Raw genomic sequence first — 23,210 nt, 5'->3', positions numbered from 1 at the left:
ATCTGATTAAAACCTGTGAAAGTTCCCGATCCACAATTGGCATTGGTTTTTAAACTTGTAAGCGGTCACATTTCTGTCGAAATCTGCGGTATGAACGTAATCATAACCATAAAAACCTTCGCACTGCTGCGTGAATTTCTGATAGGTTCTGATGCTCTGAATATCAAAAACATTCATCGTATCGTTAACAATTGACACACTGTCAATCTTTACTTTTTCTACCAACTGTATAGTCTCGTAATCATCATCGTCATTGCAAGATGTAAAAGTTACGGACGAAATTACAGTCAGAATAAATATAGAAAGTAAATTTTTCATTACATTAAATTTTATTTAATTATTTTAAATTTTCAGCAAATATAATTCCAGATAATTACTTATTTAAGAATTAAAATTACCTTTTGATAGATATACCACTTTTTTAGTGTCGTAAAACTCTTCTTCAAAGTAATTTTTAAGATTAAAAATTTCACATTTCAGTCCTGCGAGTTCTTCAGCGAGTTCTCCGCCTTTCAGATAAAGCACACCATTGTGTTTTGCGTTGATCTGCTCTTTTTCAAATTTACCTTTCAGCCAACGGAGAAATTCAGGCATCTGCGTCACTGCCCTGCTGACCACAAAGTGGAATTTTTCTTTCAGTTTTTCAGCCCTTCCGTGAATCGCTGTTACGTTGGTTAATCCGACACCTTCCGCCACTGCATTCACAACCGTGATTTTCTTACCAATAGAATCGATCAGCGTAAACTGGGTTTCAGGAAATAGGATTGCCAGTGGAATTCCGGGAAAACCTCCGCCGGTGCCAATGTCCAGAACTTTAGTTCCCGGAGCAAATCCCATCACTTTTGCGATTCCCAGGGAGTGCAGAATGTGCTTTTCATAAAGCGACTCCATATCTTTTCGGGAGATTACATTGATCTTTTCATTCCATTCCTTATAAAGTACTTCAAGTTTTGCGAACTGTTCTTTCTGAACGTCAGTGAGATCGGGGAAATATTTTAATAATAACGCTGTAGACATCTTAAATAGTATATTTGAGCAAAAATAAAGTTTTTGATTTCTTAAATCAAGTTTAAAAGCAATTAATCTCTTTCAATCCTGTTTTTAGATTTGGAAAGTATTGCTGAAAGTGCCGCATCAAAATCTTTGGCTTTGGTGAGTCTGTCTTTCTTAATTGTGCTTGTATAGCCATCTTTCAGCTGTAGAACTACGTTTCCTTCTTTCGAATTGATATTCATCTTATCAATTTCATCGGAAGCAAAACGATAGTCTGTCCACAGTTTTCTGAATTCTTTCTCGCTGATTTCCTTATTGGTTTTAGGCAAAAAACTATAGTTTGATTTCGTCTTTTTAATCTGAATTAAATTAAACTGATGGTCAAGTTCTGTATCCTGAATCTGCACCACGAGCCCTGGAAGTCCTGAAAACTTGTATGGCCCGTCGCTTACAGGATAATCTTTGCTGAACCATGCCTCCCATTTTCTTCCTCTGTAATCCGCAACCGCTTTCTGACAGTTCACTTCACCAATTTTTTTAAATTCATTCTGAATTTTCCACACCGGAAATTTTTCTTCTCTGATGACAAGATTGGCAGTCTGGAACTTATCGTAAAATTTTATGCTTTTCGGGGAATAAATCTTGTGAACAGTGTAGGTAAGATTTCTGTCAAAATTTTTATATTCAGAAAACACCTTTGAGTCTTTCATAGCAGCATAAGCCGAATCTTTCTCAAATTTTGCCGCGTTGTAAAAATACGATTCCTTTCCATCCGTATCAAGATTCATGTAATCAGTTACCAGTGAGTCTTTTATAATAACGTCCGGTCTGAATTTGTATTCATATACAAAGCGGTAATTTTGTGCATACAAAGATGTTGTAATCAATAGCAGAAGCAGTCTCAGCATAATTTAAATTTTCTCAAAACTAATCAAAAATCTCTTGAAAGAGTGAATTTTTTAGATTTAAATGATAAATATTCAGTTAAAAAATAAACAGATCTGTGGTAATTTAGTTTTTAATCACGGTCATAATTTATATATTTGTTCGAAAGACAAAAAATTTCATGAATAAACTATCAGATAGAGTGAACAGACTGGGTTACTCGCAGACTTTTGTGATGTCTAACAAGGCAAGAGAAATGAAAGCCGAAGGCATTGATGTAATCAGCTTAACTTTAGGTGAACCCGATTTTGACGTTCCCGACAATATCAAACAGGCCGCTTTTGATGCCATCAACGAAAACTACAGCCACTACTCTCCCGTACCGGGATTTTTGGAACTCAGACAGGCGATTTCAGATAAATTAAAAAGAGACAATCAATTAGATTATAAACCTTCACAGATTTGCGTTTCTAACGGTGCTAAACAGGCCATCATCAATGTTTTGGCAGCAATTGTAAATGACGGAGATGAAGTAATTCTTCCTACACCATACTGGGTAAGTTATGACGAAATGGTAAAAATGATGGGCGGAGAATCTGTAATGCTTCCTACATCTTACGTTACCGATTTTAAAATTACGGCAGAGCAGCTTGAAGAAGCAATAACCGATAAAACAAAAGCCATTCTTTTCAGTTCGCCTTGTAATCCTTCAGGTGGTTATTACACCTACGACGAGTTGAAATCTCTGGCAAAAGTAATTGCAAAATATCCTCACGTAACAGTAATTTCAGACGAGATTTACGAATACATTAATTATGAAACCAAAACCACTTCTATTGCGCAATTCCCTGAAGTGTATGAGCAGACTGCGGTAATCAACGGAATGTCTAAAGCTTTTGCGATGACCGGCTGGAGAATCGGTTATTCAGCATGTCCAGAATGGTTGGCAAAAGCCTGTGAAAAAGTACAGGGACAGATGACCAGCGGTGCCAACACTGTTGCTCAGAGAGCTTCAATTGTTGCTTTGAAAACAGATCCGTCAGAGTATAAATATATGATCGATGCTTTCGAACAAAGAAGAAATTTAATGTTTGAACTGATGAAGGAAATCACAGGTTTCAAGGTTCTTTTACCTAAAGCTGCCTTCTATTTCTTCCCAGATATCTCTTACTACATCGGAAAAACTTTAGATGGAACTGAAATAAAAGACGCAGACGATTTTGCGATGTTCCTTTTGGAGAAAGCACACGTAGGCTGCGTTGGCGGAGTTTCTTTCGGCAGTCCTGAGTGCATCCGGTTTTCTTATGCAGCTTCAGAAGAAGAACTGAGAGAAGCGATGAGAAGAATTAAAGAAACTTTAGAAAAAGCGATTTAATATCAATTTTGTTTTAAAATATATTTCAGATCTAGGTTTAAACTTAAATCTGATTTTTTTTTGATAGATAAAAACTTTCCTTCTGTAAGAAAATCAGATTGCAACCAGCTGAACGGCATGAAATTCTGAAAATATCTGCTGTTGCATGTGAAAAACAATTATAGATTTTATTTATTAGATTACTTAAAATCAATAGACGAAAAGTAATATATTTGCACCAGAAAAATTTAAATAAAAACAAGAAAATTATGTCTTTAGTAGGAAAAAAATTCCCAAATGTAACGATCGACGCAATGTCTGAAATGGGTGATGATTTAAGAATCAATGTATTTCAGGAAGCTGCAGAAAACCAACAGAAAGTTCTTTTATTCTGGTACCCGAAAGATTTCACTTTTGTATGCCCGACTGAGCTTCACGCTTTTCAGGAGGCTTTACCTGAATTCGAAAAAAGAAATACTAAAGTAATCGGTGCTTCTTGTGATACGAACGAGGTTCATTTTGCATGGTTAAATGTATCAAAAGACAACGGCGGAATCGAAGGTGTAACTTACCCGCTTTTGGCTGATACTCACAGACAGTTGGCAAACTTACTTGATATCGTAGATCAGGATCTTGATTTTGATGAAGAAGGAAATGAAGTTTTCACAGGATCAAACGTAACTTACAGAGCTACTTACCTTATCGACGAGACTGGAAAAGTATTCCACGAAGCGGTGAACGATATGCCTTTGGGAAGAAACGTAAAGGAATTCTTAAGAATGATCGACGCTTACACTCACGTTCAGAAGCACGGTGAAGTTTGCCCTGCCAACTGGGAAGAAGGAAAAGACGCTATGAAAGCAGACAGAACTTCTACTGCTGAGTATTTAGCAAAAAACTAAGATAAAGTGTTAATTTGAAAATGAGATAATTTGAAAATTAATCTTTGATTAGTTATAAAATTATCTCATTTTCTGTTTAATGACATTTTCCAGATTAATAAATTACCAAATTTTCAAATTGAAATTATGTATACAGAATTAACAGAAGATACTTTGCAGAGCATCGTAGGCGATAACGAAAAAGTTGTAGTACAGTACGGAGCTACATGGTGCGGAAACTGCAGAATTATGAAGCCGAAATTCAAAAAACTGGCTTCGGAGAATGATGCAATTCCTTTTTTATATGTGGATGCAGAGAAACTTCCTGAGAGCAGAAAACTGGCTAAAGTGGATAATCTTCCTACTTTTGCCATCTTCAAAAACGGTGAACTGGTTAATCAGGTGCAGTCTAACAAAGCTGAAAGTTTAATTGAGTTATTCAGCGAACTGTAAAATAAAATCAAATGAAATTACCGATTATCAGACAGTTTTTTCAGAATCAGACTCCTGAAAATTTAGAAAAAACTTTAGAAGTTCTTGAAAGTTTCACAGAATTCCGAGGAACCACCGAGGAAGATATGAATGTTGCCGGAGAATTGATCACCAATATCTGCGGCGCTCTGGAAGTTCACGCCAACGTACAAAACGGAATGAGCGAGAAAGATGCCCTAAACTCTTTTGCACAAAAGGTTTTGGGATCGATTGATAAATAAGACTTCACTTTGGCAAGCTCAGTATAAACTAGCTAAAGCTAAAAGTGTTACAGTAAAACAGCCCAGTATTAGAGATGTCACACTGAGCCCGTCGAAGTGTTCAGTGTAAGATGTTTTTACCGATCTTAAAAAACACTGCCCCTGAAAGTTTAATCTTTCAGGGGCAGTTTGTTTTAAAAGCCGTTTTGAATTTATTTGTATTTTATCAAAATTTCCTTCGACAAGCTCAGGATGACACAAGCGTGATTTTGATAATGCTTTCTTGGCATTTTTCCACCCTTTAGGGAAGGGGAAAAGAAAAATGCTTTGAAAATTTTGTTTTTAAATACTCTTTTACGATTATTTCTTCAGACACTTCTCCAAAAACTGATCCTGTTCCCAAAGCAAATGCAGAATGTTTTCTTTGGCAACATATCCGTGAGCTTCTTTAGGCAGAAGAACCATTTTTACCGGTGCTCCCAGATTTTTTAATGCCTGAAAATATCTTTCCGTCTGCAAAGTAAATGTTCCGGGATTGTTGTCTGCATCACCATGAATCAACAAAAGTGGTGTTTTCATTTTATCAGCATTCATAAAAGGTGACATTCCGTTGTAGATTTCCGGTACGTCCCAGTAATTTCTCTGTTCGCTCTGGAAACCGAATGGTGTCAGAGTTCTGTTGTACGCACCACTTCTTGCTATTCCGCAGGCGTAATCTTTAGAATGCGTAAGAAGATTTGCCGTCATAAAGGCTCCGTAGGAATGTCCACCCACAGCTACTTTTGTTCTGTCGATGTAACCTAACTGATCCACGGCATCAATTGCTGCTTTTCCGTTGGCAACCAACTGAGTAATAAAAGTATCGTTCGGCTCCGTTTTTCCTTCTCCGATGATTGGGAATGCTGCATCATCCAGAACCGCATATCCTTTTGCCGTCCAATAAACGAATGAACCATAATATGGGAACGTAAAGTCGTTGGGGTTTTGTGTGTTCTGTCCTGCCGTATTTTTATCTTTATATTCCGTAGGATAAGCCCAAATCAACAGTGGCAACTTCTCTTTCTTCGCCTTTCTGTCATAATTTGCAGGCAAATAAAGGGTTCCCGTCAAAGTAACACCGTCATTTCTTTTGTACGTAATCACTTCCTTGTACACATCTTTAATGCTTTCAAAAGGATTGGCAAACTGTGTTACCGGCTCAGATTTATTGGATTTGATATTCTTTTTAAAATAATTCGGATAAGAACTCGCCGACTGCTGTATCGTTAAAACATCGCCTTTTTTAGGATCAATAATGTCGATGATTTCTTCCTTGGCATTTTTCAGCTTTGAGGTGTAGAGTCTTTTCTTTTTTAAAGATTTCATGTCCAGCTCATCCACAAAAGGATGCTGACCGTCTTTCGTAAAACCTGCTCCGATTAGATAAGCCTTCTCCCCTTTCATATTCACCACATATCTTCCAAAATCATTTTTGGTCGTGTTGAAACTTCCAGGATCGCTGTAAACATCCTGATAATTTCGGTCTTCAATGACCTGAGATTTTCCGTTGTTTAGGTCAATCAGATACGATTTTGTATTTCTGGTGTCATACCAGCCTTCCGAAACAATGGCGTAATGATCGTTGGTCCAGCTCGTGCCTTCGTAACGCTGTTTGGTTTTAAAGAAAGACTTCGGAGTTCCGTTAAAAGGAGCATCCAAAGTGAAAACTTCATCTCTGAACTCAACAGTTTTAGACTGATCGCCACCATCCATTGCTTCGGCATACACCAACGTTGCAGGCATATCGCTTCTCCAGCTCATGTCTCTTTTTCCCATTCTTACGGAAGAGAAACCTTTGGGCATAATTTCATTCAGAGGAATCTCATTGACCACTTTTACTACATTTCCGCTCGCGTCATAAACGGTTGAAGTCATTGGAAAACGGTTCAAAGGAACGATGTACGAATAAGGTCTTTTAATCGTTGTCGCCATCAGATATTTTCCGTCCGGAGAATAAGACAGACCGGCATACAGATCTTTTTCTTTAAATTTCTTCTGATTTCCATTAAGATCGGTATGATACAGTTCAGAACTCATCAGGTTGTCGAAATTCTTTTCATCCTGAGGATTTTTAAGCAAATCCTGATACGTTCTGTTCTGCGAAACCTTTCCGTCGGCAGTGGAAACAATCGGACCTGTCGGTAAGTCTTTTGAAGCGTCCATCAGTTTCGGTCTGTTGGCCGGAAGAACTTTCAGAAGAAAACTCTGAGAATCCTTCATCCAGACATAAGGCGAACCGTAATTGGCATTCAGATTATCCTGACTGATTTTTTTTGCGGTTGCCGTTTCCAGATCGATCACCCACAATTCAACGCCTTTGTCGGTGGTGTTGGTAAACGCCATCCTTTTTTCGTCAGGCGAAAAACTGGTATTCGTGATTTTCGGATTCTGTGGCAAACCTTTCACCTGAACTTCAGTTTTATCATTCATCTTCCGCACTTTCAGATTGTTGATGTACGTGACTGAACTTGAAATATTGGTAACCGGATTTATTCTCAAACCTCCTAATTTCATTTCCTGCTGATTGAGATCATCAAGGGTTTTGTACGTTGGTCTGTATACAAAAACGACCCAGTCTTTCTTTGAATTGGTCAGAACGCTTGGTGGTCTCTCATAATCTGCCAGCTGCAGAATCTCCGCAGAAGGTTTCTGATAGCTGATATTTTCCTGTGCTTCATAAAAATTCAGAAAAGCCAGTAAACAGATGGTTAATTTGATCTTCATTATCTTTTTGATTTTTGACGAAATTAATGAAAAATAGTTTTTGAAAAGGATATTTCTTCGGCTTTTGTTTGGGGTTTGTTCGGTTGTTGTTCGGGAAAAGTATGTGTTTTCCGAAGGAAACCCGAAGAGTTCTCGAAGGATGGTGGGAGAATGTTCTACAGATAACCAGTTTTGTGTAATGAATTATTATTCAATGATAATGTCGAAACTAATATAATTTTTGAAATAACGCCTGTAAAATTTCAGTACAAATACGGAATACTTTCAAGTTATTTGTATTTATTTTTGAAATTAAGGATAACCGTAATTTTTATACATCGACACATTATATCTTTGCAAAAAACAAAATATCCTAGAATGCAAAATAAATTACACTTTCTTACATTTCTCTTGTTTTCGATAATCTTAAGTGCTCAAACGCTTCACATATATGGTGGGTCAAGTCATGATGAGTATCTAGGTTGTTTAAATTGTGATTCTTACGATAAAAATTCTATATGGAATAACTACGGAACATATGGTAACTCATACAATACAAAATCTATTTGGAATTCTTATGGAACTTATGGAAACGAATACAGTTCATACTCACCATGGAATAATTATGCCTCAAATCCTCCAATTGTAGTAGATAAAAATGGGAACTTTTATGGTTATCTTACAGTAAATTCGTATAAAAGTCAGAGAGCTAATTCAAGCTTAGCATCATTGCTGTACGAATATCATGAGCTTATTAAAAAAGATGTAAGTGGGTGGTACAATAAAATTTTTAAATAATTGGTTACATCATGAAAAAAATTCTAATTCCATGTTTTCTTATTTTTAGCATTTACGGAAATGCACAAAATAGAACTGCTGTAGCTGTTGGAACTGCTGCAGCTGCGACCGCAATAACTTTTTTGGCAGCAAATGCTGTAAAAAAAGAAGTTGCAAAAGAAATTTCGCAGTTCCGGTCGAAAGAATATATTATAAATAATATTATTGGTAATGCTGATAATCGTGAAATTAAATTTGAGACAGAAAGTCTGGCATCAGATGATAGTGGTGGGTTAATTTCTGTTGCCTTTAATTGTACAGAGGTAAATGAAAGAGGTCTTTTACTTGCGTTTTTTGGCGACAATAGAAATTCTGACGGTAATATAGGAAGTGCATATGCCTTCAGGTATCTGCCTTTAAACGAAGCCCAATCTATTTTACAAAGATTAGAAGAAGTCCGAGAGAACAACTCTAAATATGTTTCCGAATCTTCAAATGTTAATAACGTATATATTCAACACAAGGATATAAAATTTGTTTTATATCGTGACTCTGGAAATCAAATAAGAGTTTTTTGGAATGGATTTGAGGTAATATGGGAGCAAACAGCATTTGACAGAACAAAGAGAAGATTAAACAAATGGTTTAAATAAATTTTGATCATGAAAAATTTTAAAGTAATTTTAATCTTGGCAACAGTTATTACTTGTTTTGCCTTATTTGCTTTTACACCAGTACCAAATAATTTCATTGATATATATAAATCAGCAGACTATACGATTTCTTCTCGTCGTGAAAGCAGTAACTCGGCTTGGATTAAATGGGTTTATCTCACAAAAAAATTAAAGGATAAAAAAGGTAGGTTTATTACAGTAGGTGGCAAGCAGAATCTGCAGTTATGGGACTGTGATTGTTCATCAAAAAATTATAATATTAAAAACTGGATAGAATACGGAAGGAATGGAAAAGCAATATTAAGCTCTCAAATTCCCATCTATAACCAACCTGTAATTCCAGAGTCAGTTGGTTAACTTATTTTCGAGCATATATGCGTTAATAATGACGACTACTCTCATGATAATATTTATCGTAACGATTCGATTGGCAATATTATTGATTCTACAATGATATATTAATAAAGAAGAAATTTGAGAGATCAATACCAATTAAAAACCTGCCCACAAGCAGGTTTTTCTTTTACACACCCCTATCCAGTTCCCTCTGAAATGCCTCAAAATACCTCGCCAGATCAATGCCATCCGCCAATCCGTGATGCGCTTCAATGGAAACAGGCATCATCTTTTTCCCGTCACGCTCGCTGAATTTCCCGAAGGCTATTTTGGGAATACATTCTTTGGGATCAAAATCTGTAGGATGCAGAATCGACGTGAAAGAATGCCATGGAATCGTCGTGTGTCTGATGTGATTGGGCGGCAAAACGTCATTTTTAATTCCCAGACCTTTCGTGTTCTGAACCTTTATCACCTGCTCCTGCAAACGTTCGTTGAACGTCTGAAAATCATCAGAAAATTCAAAGTAGGAAAAACCGAAAGTGCCGTCTGCCCTGCCAATCGTACTGCCAATGTGAACCGTTTCGTGTAAAGCAATCTGATCATCTACAATTCTGAGTTTCAAAGCATTGACCGTGTTGATGGCGACCATCGATTTGTAGAGGTAATAGGCAAAAAAAGAATATCCGTTTTTCTTTGCAGTGTCATAAGCCTTCGTGCAGTCAACATCTGTGGTGAAGCCAAAGTACGGACTTTTTAATGACGAGAAAAATTCAAAATGTTCTTTTCTGTTCCAGTTTTCAAAATCGATGATCTTCATGAAATTCTTTTTTTGCAAATTTCCGTAAGATTTATTGATTGTGAAAATGAAATTCCAGAAAAATGAAACTGTAACAAATCATATTCAGTTGATGGAATATATTAAAAATGCCCACGTCAATTTGGTGACAATTCATTTCTGAACTTCAGCCATCAATTGAGTTTATAAAATTTTCTCCCTGACAGACCGTAAAGATCCAAAAACAGATTCCCAAATGGAAAGTTGAAAAAATTATGTTAAAATTGGAAAAACTGTAGCTGTGATATTGGGGATGGTCTGGTAAATGCTGTAAATACCGGCAAACACCACACAAAAATATCATATAATGGAAAGACGAACTTTCTTAAAAAACAGCGGACTTGCCGCAGCAGGATTGATGGCTTCATCTGCCGTACCTGCGTTTGCATCACAACTATTAAAAGAAAATTTTATGGAACAATTTGAAAATAAAGGACTGGGAAAAAGATTCAGACCCAAATATAAATCAGGATTTGGCGGTGTCGCTTTAGGAAATGGTTTCAATGTCAATCCTGACATTGAATGTTTACAATCCATTGAAGCGGCCTGGAACGCAGGAGTCCGCTATTTCGATACTTCACCGTGGTACGGTTTGGGACTCAGCGAACACAGAATGGGATTGTTTCTGAAAGACAAAAAACGCGATGAATTCACTCTTTCTACAAAGATGGGAAGAATACTTAAACCACATGACGATTTCAAACTGGATGGCTTGTGGAAAGGAAAACTCAATTTTTCTTATGAGTACGATTACACGGCCGCCGGCGCCAGAAAAAGTGTGGAAGACAGCCTGAACAGATTGGGAGTTGCCTCATTAGACATCGTTTTCATCCACGATTTGTCTCCCGACAACAAAGATATGAAAGGTGATTGGGTAAAATATTTTGATATCGCTGCCAAAGGCGCCATGCCCGAGCTGATTAAAATGCGTGAAGAAGGTTTGATTAAAGGTTGGGGTTTTGGAGTCAACACCATAGAACCAATTTTAAAAGCCATCGAAGTTTCCGATCCTGATATTTTCCTTTCGGCGTGTCAGTATTCATTGATTCATCACAAAGACGATCTGAATAAAGTATTCCCGAAGGCCGCTGAAAAAGACATTTCAATTGTTGTGGGAGCTCCTTTGTGTGCAGGTTTTCTGTCAGGTAAAGACCGGTATTTATACAATGGCGATTTTCCGGCTGGGGTGAAAGAAAAACTGGTGGCACTGCAACGCGTTGCCAATAATCATAAAGTAGATCTGAGAACGGCTGCGCTTCAGTTTGCGGCAGCTTCGGATGTGGTCTCCGGTGTAATTCCAGGGGCTCACACGGTAAAACAGTCTGAAGAAAATGCGGCATCGTTTAAAACGAAAATTCCTGCAGGATTCTGGGCAGAACTGAAAAAGGAAAAATTAATTGAAGAAAATGCTCCAACACCAAAAGCTTAATTATGGAAAAAAGAAATAACAGATACCATATTGATCTGAAAGAATTAGAATTAAAAGATGGCTCGATTGCGGGAAAGAATCTTTCTTTTGAGTTTGAAAACCATGATGATCTTTTTAAAATTTTCTATTTAATAAAAACTAAAAATCTCTTTGAAGATGAAAAAACGTCTCTTGAGTTTATATTAGGTTTGAAATTATTTACAGAAGTTTTAATTAAAAATAAAAATCATCCTCTGTTTGAAGATTTAAGTCCGGCAATTTCAGAATTCATGAAAAAACTTAAAAGTTATTAATTTAGATAGTAAAATATGAGCACAGAAAAAATAGGCTTTATCGGTTTGGGAAATATGGGACATCCAATGGCAAAAAACCTGGAGAACGCAGGGTTTTCATTGACCGTTTACAACAGAACTGTGGAGAAAGCGGAAGAGTTTAAAGCTGAGTCAAAAGTTGCTGATGATATAAAAGAACTGGTAGAAAACAGTGATATTATTTTCACAATGCTGACCAATGATGAAGCGGCAAAAGATGTTTACAGACAGATTTTAGAACTGAATATTTCAGAAAAACTGTTCGTCGATATGAGTACAATCTCACCTGAAGCAAGTACAAAACTTGCAGATGCCGTGAAAATAAAAGAGGCCTCTTTCCTTGATGCTCCAGTTGCGGGAAGCACAAAACCAGCTGCCGAAGGAACTTTAATTTTCATGGTCGGTGGAGATGAGAATGATGTGGAAAGAGCAAAACCGTATTTAGAAAAACTTGGGAAACAGATCAAACATTTAGGCAAAAACGGAAAAGGTCTGGCGGCAAAACTGTCGGTCAACTATTTTATTTCAACGCTTTATCAGGGTTTGGCAGAGACGATTCTTTTCTCAGATCATTTAGGTATTGAAAGAAAGGATATGCTGGAAATCATTAACGAAAGTGCAAGCGGAAGCGGTGCGACCAAAGTCAAAACGCCTCTTTTGGTTGAAGACAATTATCAGCCTGCATTTTCTTTAGATTTAATGTTGAAAGATATTCTTCTGGCAAAAGACGCTGGTGCCGATTTTCCTCTGTCTCAAACTTTAATTGAAACTTATCAGTCCGCTCAAAACGATGGCTTCGGGAAAGACGATGTGATTGGAATTATCAATTATTTAAAAAAGAACCAAGGCCAGAAATAAACATAATGAACTTGAGAAGATAATTTTCTATCAACCACCAACTGACATCCAGCATCCAACCAAAAACAAAAACAATGAAAGACTTCAAAACCTTATTTTTCTTCCTGAGACTTCCAATCGCCATTTCACTGGCCGGTCACGGTTTGGTGCGAATTCCAAAACTGCAGGCTTTTACCGAAGGAATGGTAAAATCTATGGAGAAATCAGCAATTCCTGAAGTGTTGATTACGCCTTTCGGATATCTGCTCCCATTTTTAGAAGCGATTGTCGGAATAGCTTTGTTGATTGGTTTTAAACCTAAATTAACCATTTATGCATCACTTGCATTAATGAGCATCCTTATTTTTGGAAGCAGTTCCGTTGAAAACTGGTCAGCCATTGAAGCACAGCTGCTCCACTCACTGTATCTGTTTGCACTTTTGTGGTTTTATTTAAGATACAGTTCAGAAGAACATCAACCTATAATATAACAATATGAAAGAAAGGATTTTAGAAGGCGAATTATGGACCGCCAAAAAAATTGAAAACAATTATATCGTCAGTATTAAAGATCAGTCGAGCATTGTGCAGGCTCTGAATGATTTTGTATTAAATCAGAACATTAAATCCGGTCAGGTCACCGGCATTGGTGCAGTAAGTGAAGCAACTCTCAGGTTTTTTGACTTTTCTACGAAAGATTATGTCGACAAAAAGTTTGACGAACAGATGGAAGTGACCAATATCTCGGGCAATGTTTCTGTGGCTGAAAATAAGCCGCTCCTCCATTTACATATTACTTTGGGAAGGCAGGATTATTCGGCAATTGCGGGACATTTACAGGATGCAAAAATTCGCGGAGCAGGAGAATTCTTTTTCTATCCAATGGCAATTCCTGTTTTTAAAACTAAAAATGAGGATATCGGAATCAATCTTTATGATTTTGAAAAGTCGGAAGATAAACCTTAATTTTGATGTATATTTTTCTGCATGTTTGATATTCTCATTTCTCATGTTCAAAACAAGGTAAACTTAACCAACGAAGAAAAAACTGAATTACAGTTTTTCTTTTCGGTTAAAAAACTGAAGAAAAAACAACTCCTATTGAAAGAAGGAGAAATTTGCACTCATCTTTCTTTTGTGAGTAGAGGTTTGCTTAAATCTTATTTTGTGGCTGAAAAGGGCGGAGAAAACATCAATATGTTTGCTTTCGAAGGCTGGTGGATTTCAGATTTTAAAAGTTTTATCAGTCAGGAAAAGGCCGTCTTGAATATTGATGCCGTTGAAGAAACAGAATTGCTGATGATCAGTCTTGAAGATTACGAAAAACTGACGTTAGAAATTCCTGTGATGGACCGCTATTTCAGAATTTTGTATCAGAACAGTCTGGTGACAAAAGATTATCGTTTAATTGCATCAAACAGTTATACCGCAGAAGAGAAATATTTGGAGTTTTCAAAGAAAAATCCTGAAATCATAAAAAGAATTCCGCACAATCTCATTGCTTCATTTTTAGGTTTAGCTCCGGAAACCGTCAGCAGAATCCGCAAGAAACTTTTATTAAAAAAGCTATAATCTTGACCTTAAAATCTTGAATCTGAAATTTTGAATCTGAAATTTTGAATTTTGAATTTGTCGAAACTCATGACCCAGATCAAGTGGTTTCGTCAATGATCACGGTAACTTTGTAAAAGAAATTTTACAAAATGGAAAATAATAAAAACATCGCCTTAGTTGTTGGTGCCACCGGAATTACGGGAAGCAACCTCGCCAACGAACTTATTTCTCAAGGCTGGACAACCTACGGAATCTCCAGAAATACCAATAACAATATCAGTGGATTAATCTCTGTGAAAGCAGACCTTCTTGACATTGAAAGTTTGGAAACTGCCTTAGAAAACATCGCTCCTACTCACGTATTTTTTACAACCTGGATGAGGAATGACACCGAAGAAGAAAACATCCGTGTCAACAGTGCTTTGGTAAGAAATCTTTTAAACGTTTTATCTCCTAAAAAATCAATTCAGCATATTGCTCTGGTTACAGGTTTAAAACATTACCTCGGATCGTTTGAAGCCTACGCAAAAGACGGAAAACTTCCGGAAACGCCTTTGAGAGAAGAGCAACCGAGACTTCCGCTCCCCAACTTTTACTACGCTCAGGAAGATGAAGTTTATGCAGCGGCCGAGAGAGATGGTTTCAGCTGGAGCATTCATAGACCGCATACAGTAATCGGTTATGCGGTGGGAAATGCCATGAATCTGGGAACGACTTTGGCAGTGTACGCAAGCATCTGCAAAGAGACTGGCAGAAAATTCATCTGGCCCGGTTCATCCGCACAGTGGAACGGAATTTCCGATGTAACCGACGCAAGAATTTTAGCAAAACAGCTGGTCTGGGCATCTACAACAGAATCTGCTAAAAACACAGCATTCAATATCAGCAATGGAGATATTTTCCGCTGGAAATGGTTGTGGTACAGACTGGCAGCATATTTTGGCGTTGAAGCAGTAGGTTTTGAAAACGAAATCAGACCTCTCGAAAAAGAGATGCAGAACGATCAGGAAATCTGGAGCAAAATTGTAGAGAAATATGATTTAAAAGAAGCGAATATCGAAAGATTATCTTCCGCATGGCACACCGATTTGGATTTAGGAAGACCGCTCGAAGTAATGACCGATATGACCAACAGCCGAAAGGCAGGATTCAGAGAATTTCAGAATACCGAAGAATCTTTCTTTGACTTATTTAAAAAATTAAAAGAAGAAAAAATTATTCCTTAAGATTTCAAAAGAGTTGTTTTAAAAGCAGCTCTTTTTTTTGTTTGCTAAAATTTGTTCCTTTGCGAAAACAGACCCGTTGGTATTTTATGAAAAAATCTCAGGAAACCCGCTTAAATATTCTTCAGAAAGCTTTTAAACTGATTTACCAAAAAGGCTATCAGACAACAAGCGTCGATGAAATTATCGCTACAACTCAGGTAACGAAAGGTGCCTTTTATTATCACTTTAAAACCAAAGATGAAATGGGTCTGGCGATTCTCAATGAACTGATGATCCCCAATTTTAAAAACAATTTTATCCAGCCTTTTCAAACTGAGGGAAATCCTTTGGACACGATTTATAATTTACTTCATTATTTACTAATGGAAAGTGAAGATTTAAAAGTGGAATACGGCTGTCCAGCCTCCAATTTCACTCAGGAAATGGCGCCGTGGAATATTGATTTTACAAAAGCTTTAAATAACCTTTCGCTTGACTGGGAAAAAACGATGATCGATGCCATTGAAAAAGCTAAGAAGGAACAAGTTTTAAAATCTGACGTAAACGCGAAAGAGGTTGCTGTTTTTGTAATATCGGGATATTGGGGTGTACGGAATTTAGGTAAACTTGAAAATTCAAAATCTGTATATCTTATTTATTTAAAAGGACTTAAGAATTATTTTGAAAGCCTGAAATAATTTTTTCTTTAAAAACATACTAATCAGTATGTTTTTGCTTTATCTTTGCTGCATTGAAATTTTTAACAATGTATCAAACGCTTACATTTCTCCATTCCATATTTCGCTGGCTGGTTTTACTGAGTTTGCTCTACTCGATTTTCAGAGCTTATCAAGGTTACTTTTCCGATAAAATCTTTTCAAAAACAGACGATTCCGTCAGACACTGGACGGCGACCATTGCACATATTCAACTGGTTTTGGGAATCACCTTATATTCTCAAAGTCCCATTATCAAATATTTTTGGAAGAATTTCACCGAAGCCCGAGAATCTTTTGACTTATTTTTTTTCGGATTGATTCACATTTCACTGATGCTTATTTCCATTATTCTAATTACCATTGGTTCCTCCATTTCAAAAAGAAAGACCGATTACAGGGAGAAATATAAGAAATTATTAATTTACTTCGTTATCGCTTTAGTGATAATTTTCATCGCAATTCCGTGGCCGTTTTCACCGCTTGCCAACAGACCTTATTTCAGATAATTATGATTGATTTACTTAAAACCAAAATCGGACGCCTGAGAATCATTGCCATTCTTGAAGGAATTTCGTTATTAACATTAGTATTTATCGCCGTCCCTTTAAAATATGGATTTGATAATCCCGCTTTCGTCAAAATGATTGGACCGATTCACGGTTCATTATTTCTGCTTTTTTTATTCAATACGTTAAGTGTTGGTATAGAACAAAACTGGAAGTTTAAAGAAACAACCTGGAAAGTTCTTTTAGCGTGCATCATTCCGTTCGGAACATTTTATATCGATAAAAAAATACTAAGCAAACTATGAAGAATATCTTGATTTTCTGTGGAGTAATCTTGTTGATTTATGTTGTGTACAGAGTTTATCAATATCAGACTTTGGACGATGGTCTAGACAAATTGATTAAAAACGGAGCCGTAATTTTAGATGTAAGAACAGAAAAAGAATTTGAAACCGGACATATCGCTGGTTCACAGAATATTTCTTTAGGAACAATCCGTGTAAGATACATAGAACTTGACCCGAATAAAACGTATATCACAGTCTGTTCGCACGGTTTGAGAAGTGTAAAAGTCGAACATATTTTAAAAGAAAAAGGTTTCAAGAAGGTTTACAATGGCGGTGCGTGGAGTGATTTGCAGAAAAGTCTTGAACAAAATTAATTTGGTTAGGTTTTTGAATATTCAGAAACACACTAATCATCACACTTTTGAAACTCATCACATTCACAAACAAAGGTATTTACTGTCCGCAGGGGAAATTTTATATTGACCCGTGGCGACCTGTAGATTATGCGGTCATCACGCACGGACACGCCGACCACGCGCGTTGGGGAATGAAAAAATACCTTTGTCATCATTTCACAAAACCTATTTTACACCAAAGAATTTCTCCTGACATCGAATGTCAGACCTTGCAGTACGGCGAGGTTTTAGACATTAATGGGGTCAAACTTTCGATGCATCCGGCTGGTCACATCATTGGCTCGGCACAAATTCGCTTGGAATATAAAGGTTATGTGAGCGTGATTTCAGGTGACTATAAAGTTCAGGATGATGGTTTGAGTACACCGTTTGAGTTGGTAAAATGCAATGAATTTGTGACTGAAAGTACTTTCGGACTTCCCATTTACAACTGGCTCGAAGTTCCGGATTTAAATAAGAGACTGCAGAATTGGGTTTTAAGAAATCAGGAAAATCAGAAGACTTCAGTTTTTATAGGATACTCTTTGGGCAAAGCGCAACGAATTATGAAAGCCGTCGAAGGAATGGGAAAAATTCACGTTCACTACTCGATTGGCAAACTGAATAAAGCCTTTGAAGAAGTCGGAATTGTGCTTCCGGATTATGAAATTCCCGATTTCAGGGAAAACATCAAACACGTTTCAGGCGATATAGTAATAGTTCCGCCAGCCTTGCTCGACAGCAATGTCATCAAGAAAATTCCTGATGCAGCAACTGCAATTTGCTCCGGCTGGATGCAGGTTCGCGGTGCGAGAAGGTGGCGAAGTATGGATGCAGGTTTTCCGATGAGCGACCACGCCGACTGGAAAGGATTATTGCAGGCCATCAAAGCAACTGAAGCAGAAATCGTTCACGTAACGCATGGACAAACCGAGGTTTTTTCTAAATATTTAAATGAATTGGGAATTAAATCTGATGTTGTGGAAACTTTGTATGGGGACGATGATGAAGAGGTAACTGAAAAAGAAGTTGTAAAAGATGATGATTGATTCTAAATAACCTTGACAAGGTTGATAGCAAACTTCAAAAACAGATATCACATTGAAAAATGTTGAATATTATTAACAGCTCCGTACGAGCGAACTGCTAATAACAGAATAGAATAAGAATTATAAGAGCTCCTTAGGAGTGACCTATTAATTTTTAAACATCGAATTGCTCGCAGCCCGACTTGAGTGGAAATCCTTTTTTTTGCATAAAATGAAACTTCAATTAAAGACAAAACTTCTTGCAAAAAAAGATTGAGAACGGAAGGCATAAATGAGATGAAGCAAAGACTTTATCGAAATTTACAAACGAAGTTCAAAGCTGCCCAAATTAAACAAAAGATAAGCAATGAAAAATTTCGCAGAACTCATCAACGCTCTGGAAAGTACGAATAAAACCAACGCTAAAATCGATGCCATCATCGATTATCTTGAGCGTGCGCCTGATGATGATAAATTGTGGTTTATCGCCCTGTTTACCGGAAAAAGACCCAAGCGAAATGTGAACACCAACTATATGAAAGAATGGGCATTGGAAATTACCCAACTTCCTTTTTGGCTCTTTCAGGAAAGTTATTCTTCAGTCGGCGATTTGGGTGAAACGATATCCTTGATTCTTCCGCCTCCCACTGAAAAAATAGAGAAAACTTTATCTGAATGGATGACGGAAATCATCGGACTGAAAACGAAAGCCGAAGCTGAGAAAAAAGAATTTGTTCTTAATTCCTGGAACGGTTTGGATTATACCGAACGGTTGATTTTTAATAAATTACTGGGTGGAAGTTTCAGAATTGGGGTTTCCTCGAAGACTCTGATTAATTCTCTGACCAAGTTTTCAGGACAGGAAGCAAGCACGTTGATGCACAGTTTAATGGGAAAATGGCAACCTGATGAAGTTTCGTTTCAGGAGCTGATTTCTGCTGAAAATATAAATCCCGACAACTCAAAACCCTACCCATTCTGTTTGGCTTATCCACTGGAAAAAGAGCTGGAAGATTTGGGAAAACCTGAAGAATGGCTCATTGAATATAAGTGGGACGGAATCCGTGGACAAATTATCAGACGAAACGGTGAAGTTTTCATCTGGTCGCGTGGTGAAGAATTGGTCACTGAGCAGTTTCCCGAGATTGCCGAGACCGTGAAAGCGATGAAAGGTAACTTTGTGATAGATGGAGAAATACTTGCGGTAATGGAAGGTAATGTTTTAAATTTTAATGAATTACAAAAACGTTTGAACCGTAAAACTTTAACTAAAAAAATGCTCGCTGAAATTCCGATTGAAGTTTTTGCATATGATATTCTGGAACTGGAAGGAACTGATTTAAGGGAAAAGCCTATCTCAGCAAGAAGAGCAATGTTGGAAGAATTATTATTAAATGAAGAGCCGGGAAACATTAAAATTTCTCAGGCGATTGATTTCGATGATTGGAGCAAATTAGATTTAATCAGAGAAAATTCAAGGGAAATCAACAGTGAAGGTCTGATGCTGAAGCAGAAAAATTCTCATTATCATTCCGGACGGAAAAAAGGTGACTGGTGGAAGTGGAAAATCAGTCCGTTGACGATTGATGCTGTTTTGATTTATGCCCAAAAAGGTAGCGGACGACGAAGCGCCTATTACACCGACTATAGTTTTGCCGTAAAAAGTGGCGATAAATTGGTTACGATTGCCAAAGCATACTCCGGATTGACGGATAAAGAGATAATGGAAGTGAGCAAGTTTGTCAATAAAAATGCGATTGAAAAATTCGGTCCTGTGCGAACTGTGAAAGCTGAGTTGGTTTTCGAAATTGCATTTGAAGGAATTGGCTTCAGTAACCGACACAAAAGCGGTGTGGCATTGCGTTTCCCAAGGATTTTAAGATGGCGGAAAGACAAAACCGTGAATGATATTGATGATATTGAAGAGATTAAGAAATTGATACAGTAGCTTTGATTTAAACCACAAAAGTCACAAAAGTTTTTGTAATTGTTTTAATTAATGAGAATCAGAAGTTCTAAAAAGCTGATACAAAAGGCTTTTTTGAACTTTAAAAAGTATTAATTAAAACTTTTCTTTTGTGACTTTTGTGGTGAAAATAAGAAAGTAAAAAATTAAGCATCTTCCTTTTTTGAACTTTAAATAGATATAATCAAAACTTATCTTTTGTGACTTTTGTGGTTACAGTAAGAAAAATTATGTGGTAAAAATGAGCACCTACGAAAATACCGAAGGCTTTAAAATCATTCAAAACTGGATGATGGAAAAAGGCAACTCGCCATTTAAATTTCAGGTCGATACCTGGAAGAAATTTGGCAGTGGATATAGTGGAATGGTGGTAGCTCCGACGGGTTTTGGGAAAACGTTTTCGGTATTTTTAGCTTTGGTTTCTGATTTTTTGACGAATCCCGACAAGTACAAAAAAGGACTGAAAATGATTTGGATTACTCCTCTTCGTTCTCTTTCCAAAGACATCGCAAAAGCAATGCAGGAAGCAATTGACGAGATTGGTTTAGATTGGGCAGTTGGCGTAAGAAACGGCGATACCGACCCGAAAGTCCGTCAACAGCAGGTAAAAAATATGCCCGAAATTCTGGTGGTCACACCTGAAAGTCTCCATTTACTTTTAGGACAGAAAAATCATCAGAGATTTTTTACCAATATGCATTGTGTTGCGGTAGATGAATGGCACGAATTGCTGGGTTCAAAACGGGGCGTGATGGTCGAACTGGGAATTTCACAGCTCTTTCATTATGTTCCGAAACTTAAAATTTGGGGAATCACGGCAACCATCGGAAACCTCGATGAGGCGCAGGATGTTTTGATTCCTTATGATATTAAGAAAACAAAAATTACGGCGAAAGAACTCAAGAAAATCGATATCATTTCGGTTTTTCCGGACGAAGTTGAACTGTTGCCCTGGGCAGGGCATCTCGGACAAAAATTAGCCGATAAAGTCGTTCCTATTATTTTAGAATCAAAATCGACTATTGTTTTCACGAATACAAGAAGTCAGAGTGAAATGTGGTATCAGCTTTTGCTGAATGCCTACCCAGATTTTGCCGGACAAATCGCGATTCACCACAGTTCGATTGATGCACATTTGAGAATTTGGATTGAGGAAAATTTAAGTTCAGGAAAACTGAAAGCCGTCGTTTCCACATCATCTTTGGACTTGGGAATTGACTTTAAACCTGTTGATACGGTCATTCAAATTGGCTCTGCGAAAGGTGTTGCGAGATTTCTGCAACGTGCGGGACGAAGTGGCCACTCCCCTTTTGAAACCTCAAAAATTTTCTGTGTTCCCACTCATTCTTTAGAACTGATTGAAGTTGCGGCTTTAAAAGAAGCTGTAAAACAGAAAGTCATTGAGCCTCGAGAACCTGTAGTTTTGTGTTTCGACGTCCTGGTTCAGTTTCTGATGACGTTGGCTATTGGTGATGGATTTTTACCCAACGAAGTTTACGAAAGAATTAAAAAAGTCTATACTTTTCAGGAAATCAGAGATGAGGAATGGAAGGCAATGATTGATTTCCTCACGATTGGTGGAAGTGCTTTAAAAAGCTACGAAGAATATCACAAAGTTGTCGTGATGGAAGATGGTTTGCACAAAGTGACTTCCAGAAAAATCGCGATGCTCCACCGGATGAATATGGGTGCGATTGTCAGCGATGCGATGCTGAAAGTTAAATTTATTTCCGGCGGTTACATCGGGATGGTCGAGGAATATTTTATTTCAAGACTGAAAAAAGAAGAGAAATTTATTCTGGCCGGACGGGTTTTGGAAGTGGCGATGATAAAAGATATGACGGTTTTCGTGCGGGCTTCCAAAGGAAAAGCGCAGGCTCCGAGCTATCTTGGTGGACGATTACCTTTAAGTTCAAATCTGGGTCATTTTTTAAGAGAAAAATTGTCGGGAGCATTAAATCCAAAAGCTTCTGAAAAAGAACTGAAGTTTTTACATCCGCTTTTAGCTAATCAGGAAAAGCGTTCGCACATTCCGAGAGAAGATGAATTTTTGATTGAATTAATTAAAAACCGCGAAGGTTATCATTTGTTTATGTACCCATTCGAAGGGCGTTTGGTGCACGAAGTGATGGCAGCTTTGATTGCCTACCGAATTTCCAAACTGGCTCCGATTTCTTTTTCGATGGCGATGAATGACTACGGTTTTGAACTGTTCAGCGACAAAGAAATTCCTGTGACTGAAGATAATTTAGATAGAATTCTAACCAGAGATAATCTGATGATTGATGTGATTTCAAGTATCAATTCAGCAGAAATGGCTAGCCGTAAATTCAGAGATATTGCGGTGATTTCGGGAATGGTCGTGCAGAATTTCCCCGGACAGCAACGTTCGAATAAAGCTTTACAAAGTTCAGCCGGATTGATTTTTAAAGTTCTCGAAGATTATGACCCCAATCATTTTCTCGTGAGACAAGCTTATACGGAAGTTTTTAATATGCAGTTGCAGGAGCAAAGATTAGTGGAAGCTTTTAAGCGGATTGAAAAATCAAAGTTTGTACTGAAGTTCGCCAACGCCTTTACACCATTAAGTTTTCCGATTAAGGTTGACAGTTTGAGACAGACTTTGACGAGTGAAGATTTGGATTCAAGAATTCAAAAGCTGATTCAGCAGGCTAAAAAGATTAAGTAAATTAATTTAATTCAGTTTTTCGCAGATTATTTTTAGTATAACAGACAATATTGTGCCTAATATTTCATAAATTCTTTCTTTTTCTATACATTTACTCAATAAATTAAAATTA

Annotated in this window: 26 protein-coding genes; 21 read left to right on the top strand and 5 right to left on the bottom strand. The window is 37.2% G+C overall.

Going from position 1 to position 23,210, the window contains the following annotated elements; translation table 11 throughout:
* Window positions 1-6: 6 nt before the first annotated feature.
* From ASG21_RS10515 to ASG21_RS10505, 3 genes are all read right to left on the bottom strand, one after another.
* Window positions 7-318 carry a hypothetical protein gene (locus tag ASG21_RS10515; RefSeq protein WP_241773487.1) on the bottom strand — a complete coding sequence of 104 codons (312 nt, stop codon included), beginning with the start codon at window positions 316-318 and terminating at the stop codon, window positions 7-9.
* Window positions 319-381: 63 nt separating this feature from the next.
* Window positions 382-1,017 (bottom strand): 16S rRNA (guanine(527)-N(7))-methyltransferase RsmG, encoded by a 636-nt coding sequence (rsmG, locus tag ASG21_RS10510; protein WP_056079408.1) that lies wholly within the window; start codon window positions 1,015-1,017, stop codon window positions 382-384.
* Between the two features lie 62 nt (window positions 1,018-1,079).
* Complete coding sequence (locus ASG21_RS10505; protein WP_056079405.1) at window positions 1,080-1,901, bottom strand: GLPGLI family protein; 822 nt, start codon at window positions 1,899-1,901, stop codon at window positions 1,080-1,082.
* A 158-nt stretch (window positions 1,902-2,059) separates the two neighbouring features.
* On the opposite strand from ASG21_RS10505, the gene ASG21_RS10500 reads away from it, so the two are divergent.
* From ASG21_RS10500 to ASG21_RS10485, 4 genes are all read left to right on the top strand, one after another.
* On the top strand, window positions 2,060-3,253 hold the full coding sequence (locus ASG21_RS10500; RefSeq protein ID WP_056079402.1) for a pyridoxal phosphate-dependent aminotransferase: 1,194 nt from the start codon (window positions 2,060-2,062) through the stop codon (window positions 3,251-3,253).
* A gap of 248 nt (window positions 3,254-3,501) precedes the next feature.
* Complete coding sequence (locus ASG21_RS10495) at window positions 3,502-4,134, top strand: peroxiredoxin (protein WP_056030238.1); 633 nt, start codon at window positions 3,502-3,504, stop codon at window positions 4,132-4,134.
* 126 nt (window positions 4,135-4,260) lie between these two features.
* Window positions 4,261-4,566 carry a thioredoxin family protein gene (locus ASG21_RS10490; RefSeq protein WP_056079399.1) on the top strand — a complete coding sequence of 102 codons (306 nt, stop codon included), beginning with the start codon at window positions 4,261-4,263 and terminating at the stop codon, window positions 4,564-4,566.
* 11 nt (window positions 4,567-4,577) lie between these two features.
* Window positions 4,578-4,826, top strand: a complete 249-nt coding sequence (locus tag ASG21_RS10485; protein WP_056079397.1) for a hypothetical protein — start codon at window positions 4,578-4,580, stop codon at window positions 4,824-4,826.
* Window positions 4,827-5,165: 339 nt separating this feature from the next.
* Here ASG21_RS10485 and ASG21_RS10480 read toward each other — a convergent pair whose 3' ends face one another.
* A complete protein-coding gene (locus ASG21_RS10480; protein WP_056079394.1) occupies window positions 5,166-7,568 on the bottom strand; it encodes a prolyl oligopeptidase family serine peptidase in 2,403 nt (800 codons plus the stop codon).
* Window positions 7,569-7,925: 357 nt separating this feature from the next.
* Here ASG21_RS10480 and ASG21_RS10475 point away from each other — a divergent pair, with 357 nt between their 5' ends.
* The 3 genes from ASG21_RS10475 to ASG21_RS10465 are packed head-to-tail and all read left to right on the top strand — an operon-like array spanning window position 7,926 to window position 9,355.
* Window positions 7,926-8,345, top strand: coding sequence for a hypothetical protein (locus ASG21_RS10475; protein WP_056079390.1), 420 nt, complete (start codon window positions 7,926-7,928; stop codon window positions 8,343-8,345).
* Window positions 8,346-8,356: 11 nt separating this feature from the next.
* The gene (locus tag ASG21_RS10470; protein ID WP_056079387.1) at window positions 8,357-8,977 is read left to right on the top strand and encodes a hypothetical protein; all 621 of its coding nucleotides are present in this window, start codon (window positions 8,357-8,359) and stop codon (window positions 8,975-8,977) included.
* Between the two features lie 9 nt (window positions 8,978-8,986).
* A complete protein-coding gene (locus tag ASG21_RS10465) occupies window positions 8,987-9,355 on the top strand; it encodes a hypothetical protein (RefSeq protein ID WP_056079384.1) in 369 nt (122 codons plus the stop codon).
* Window positions 9,356-9,521: 166 nt separating this feature from the next.
* Here the strand turns inward: ASG21_RS10465 and ASG21_RS10460 are convergent, their stop codons facing one another.
* Complete coding sequence (locus ASG21_RS10460; protein ID WP_056079380.1) at window positions 9,522-10,154, bottom strand: chloramphenicol acetyltransferase; 633 nt, start codon at window positions 10,152-10,154, stop codon at window positions 9,522-9,524.
* Between the two features lie 325 nt (window positions 10,155-10,479).
* Between ASG21_RS10460 and ASG21_RS10455 the strand changes: the two genes are divergently transcribed.
* From ASG21_RS10455 to ASG21_RS10390, 14 genes are all read left to right on the top strand, one after another.
* The gene (locus tag ASG21_RS10455) at window positions 10,480-11,601 is read left to right on the top strand and encodes an aldo/keto reductase (protein WP_056079376.1); all 1,122 of its coding nucleotides are present in this window, start codon (window positions 10,480-10,482) and stop codon (window positions 11,599-11,601) included.
* A gap of 2 nt (window positions 11,602-11,603) precedes the next feature.
* Window positions 11,604-11,894 carry a DUF3861 domain-containing protein gene (locus ASG21_RS10450; RefSeq protein ID WP_056079373.1) on the top strand — a complete coding sequence of 97 codons (291 nt, stop codon included), beginning with the start codon at window positions 11,604-11,606 and terminating at the stop codon, window positions 11,892-11,894.
* 15 nt (window positions 11,895-11,909) lie between these two features.
* Window positions 11,910-12,770, top strand: coding sequence for an NAD(P)-dependent oxidoreductase (locus ASG21_RS10445; protein WP_056079369.1), 861 nt, complete (start codon window positions 11,910-11,912; stop codon window positions 12,768-12,770).
* 74 nt (window positions 12,771-12,844) lie between these two features.
* Complete coding sequence (locus ASG21_RS10440) at window positions 12,845-13,240, top strand: MauE/DoxX family redox-associated membrane protein (RefSeq protein ID WP_056079364.1); 396 nt, start codon at window positions 12,845-12,847, stop codon at window positions 13,238-13,240.
* Window positions 13,241-13,244: 4 nt separating this feature from the next.
* Entirely contained in the window at window positions 13,245-13,715 is a 471-nt protein-coding gene (locus ASG21_RS10435) for a PPC domain-containing DNA-binding protein (protein ID WP_056079361.1), read from the top strand.
* 21 nt (window positions 13,716-13,736) lie between these two features.
* The gene (locus tag ASG21_RS10430) at window positions 13,737-14,321 is read left to right on the top strand and encodes a Crp/Fnr family transcriptional regulator (RefSeq protein ID WP_056079358.1); all 585 of its coding nucleotides are present in this window, start codon (window positions 13,737-13,739) and stop codon (window positions 14,319-14,321) included.
* A 131-nt stretch (window positions 14,322-14,452) separates the two neighbouring features.
* Window positions 14,453-15,529, top strand: a complete 1,077-nt coding sequence (locus ASG21_RS10425) for an SDR family oxidoreductase (protein ID WP_056079356.1) — start codon at window positions 14,453-14,455, stop codon at window positions 15,527-15,529.
* A gap of 59 nt (window positions 15,530-15,588) precedes the next feature.
* Window positions 15,589-16,206, top strand: a complete 618-nt coding sequence (locus tag ASG21_RS10420) for a TetR/AcrR family transcriptional regulator (protein WP_347230646.1) — start codon at window positions 15,589-15,591, stop codon at window positions 16,204-16,206.
* 68 nt (window positions 16,207-16,274) lie between these two features.
* The gene (locus ASG21_RS10415) at window positions 16,275-16,733 is read left to right on the top strand and encodes a hypothetical protein (RefSeq protein WP_056079351.1); all 459 of its coding nucleotides are present in this window, start codon (window positions 16,275-16,277) and stop codon (window positions 16,731-16,733) included.
* Between the two features lie 2 nt (window positions 16,734-16,735).
* The gene (locus tag ASG21_RS10410) at window positions 16,736-17,038 is read left to right on the top strand and encodes a DUF3817 domain-containing protein (protein ID WP_056079348.1); all 303 of its coding nucleotides are present in this window, start codon (window positions 16,736-16,738) and stop codon (window positions 17,036-17,038) included.
* Complete coding sequence (locus tag ASG21_RS10405; RefSeq protein WP_056079345.1) at window positions 17,035-17,394, top strand: rhodanese-like domain-containing protein; 360 nt, start codon at window positions 17,035-17,037, stop codon at window positions 17,392-17,394. Before ASG21_RS10410 ends, ASG21_RS10405 begins: the two co-directional genes overlap by 4 nt.
* A 47-nt stretch (window positions 17,395-17,441) precedes the next feature.
* Window positions 17,442-18,464, top strand: coding sequence for a ligase-associated DNA damage response exonuclease (locus ASG21_RS10400; RefSeq protein WP_056079334.1), 1,023 nt, complete (start codon window positions 17,442-17,444; stop codon window positions 18,462-18,464).
* Window positions 18,465-18,810: 346 nt separating this feature from the next.
* Window positions 18,811-20,391, top strand: coding sequence for an ATP-dependent DNA ligase (locus ASG21_RS10395; RefSeq protein WP_056079331.1), 1,581 nt, complete (start codon window positions 18,811-18,813; stop codon window positions 20,389-20,391).
* Between the two features lie 259 nt (window positions 20,392-20,650).
* Window positions 20,651-23,098: a ligase-associated DNA damage response DEXH box helicase gene (locus tag ASG21_RS10390; RefSeq protein WP_056079327.1), complete on the top strand. Its 2,448-nt coding sequence runs from the start codon at window positions 20,651-20,653 to the stop codon at window positions 23,096-23,098.
* Window positions 23,099-23,210: the final 112 nt, after the last annotated feature.

It is taken from the genome of Chryseobacterium sp. Leaf394 (genome assembly GCF_001424105.1).
GTDB lineage: Bacteria > Bacteroidota > Bacteroidia > Flavobacteriales > Weeksellaceae > Chryseobacterium.
This window is presented reverse-complemented; position numbering and strand designations above follow the sequence as displayed.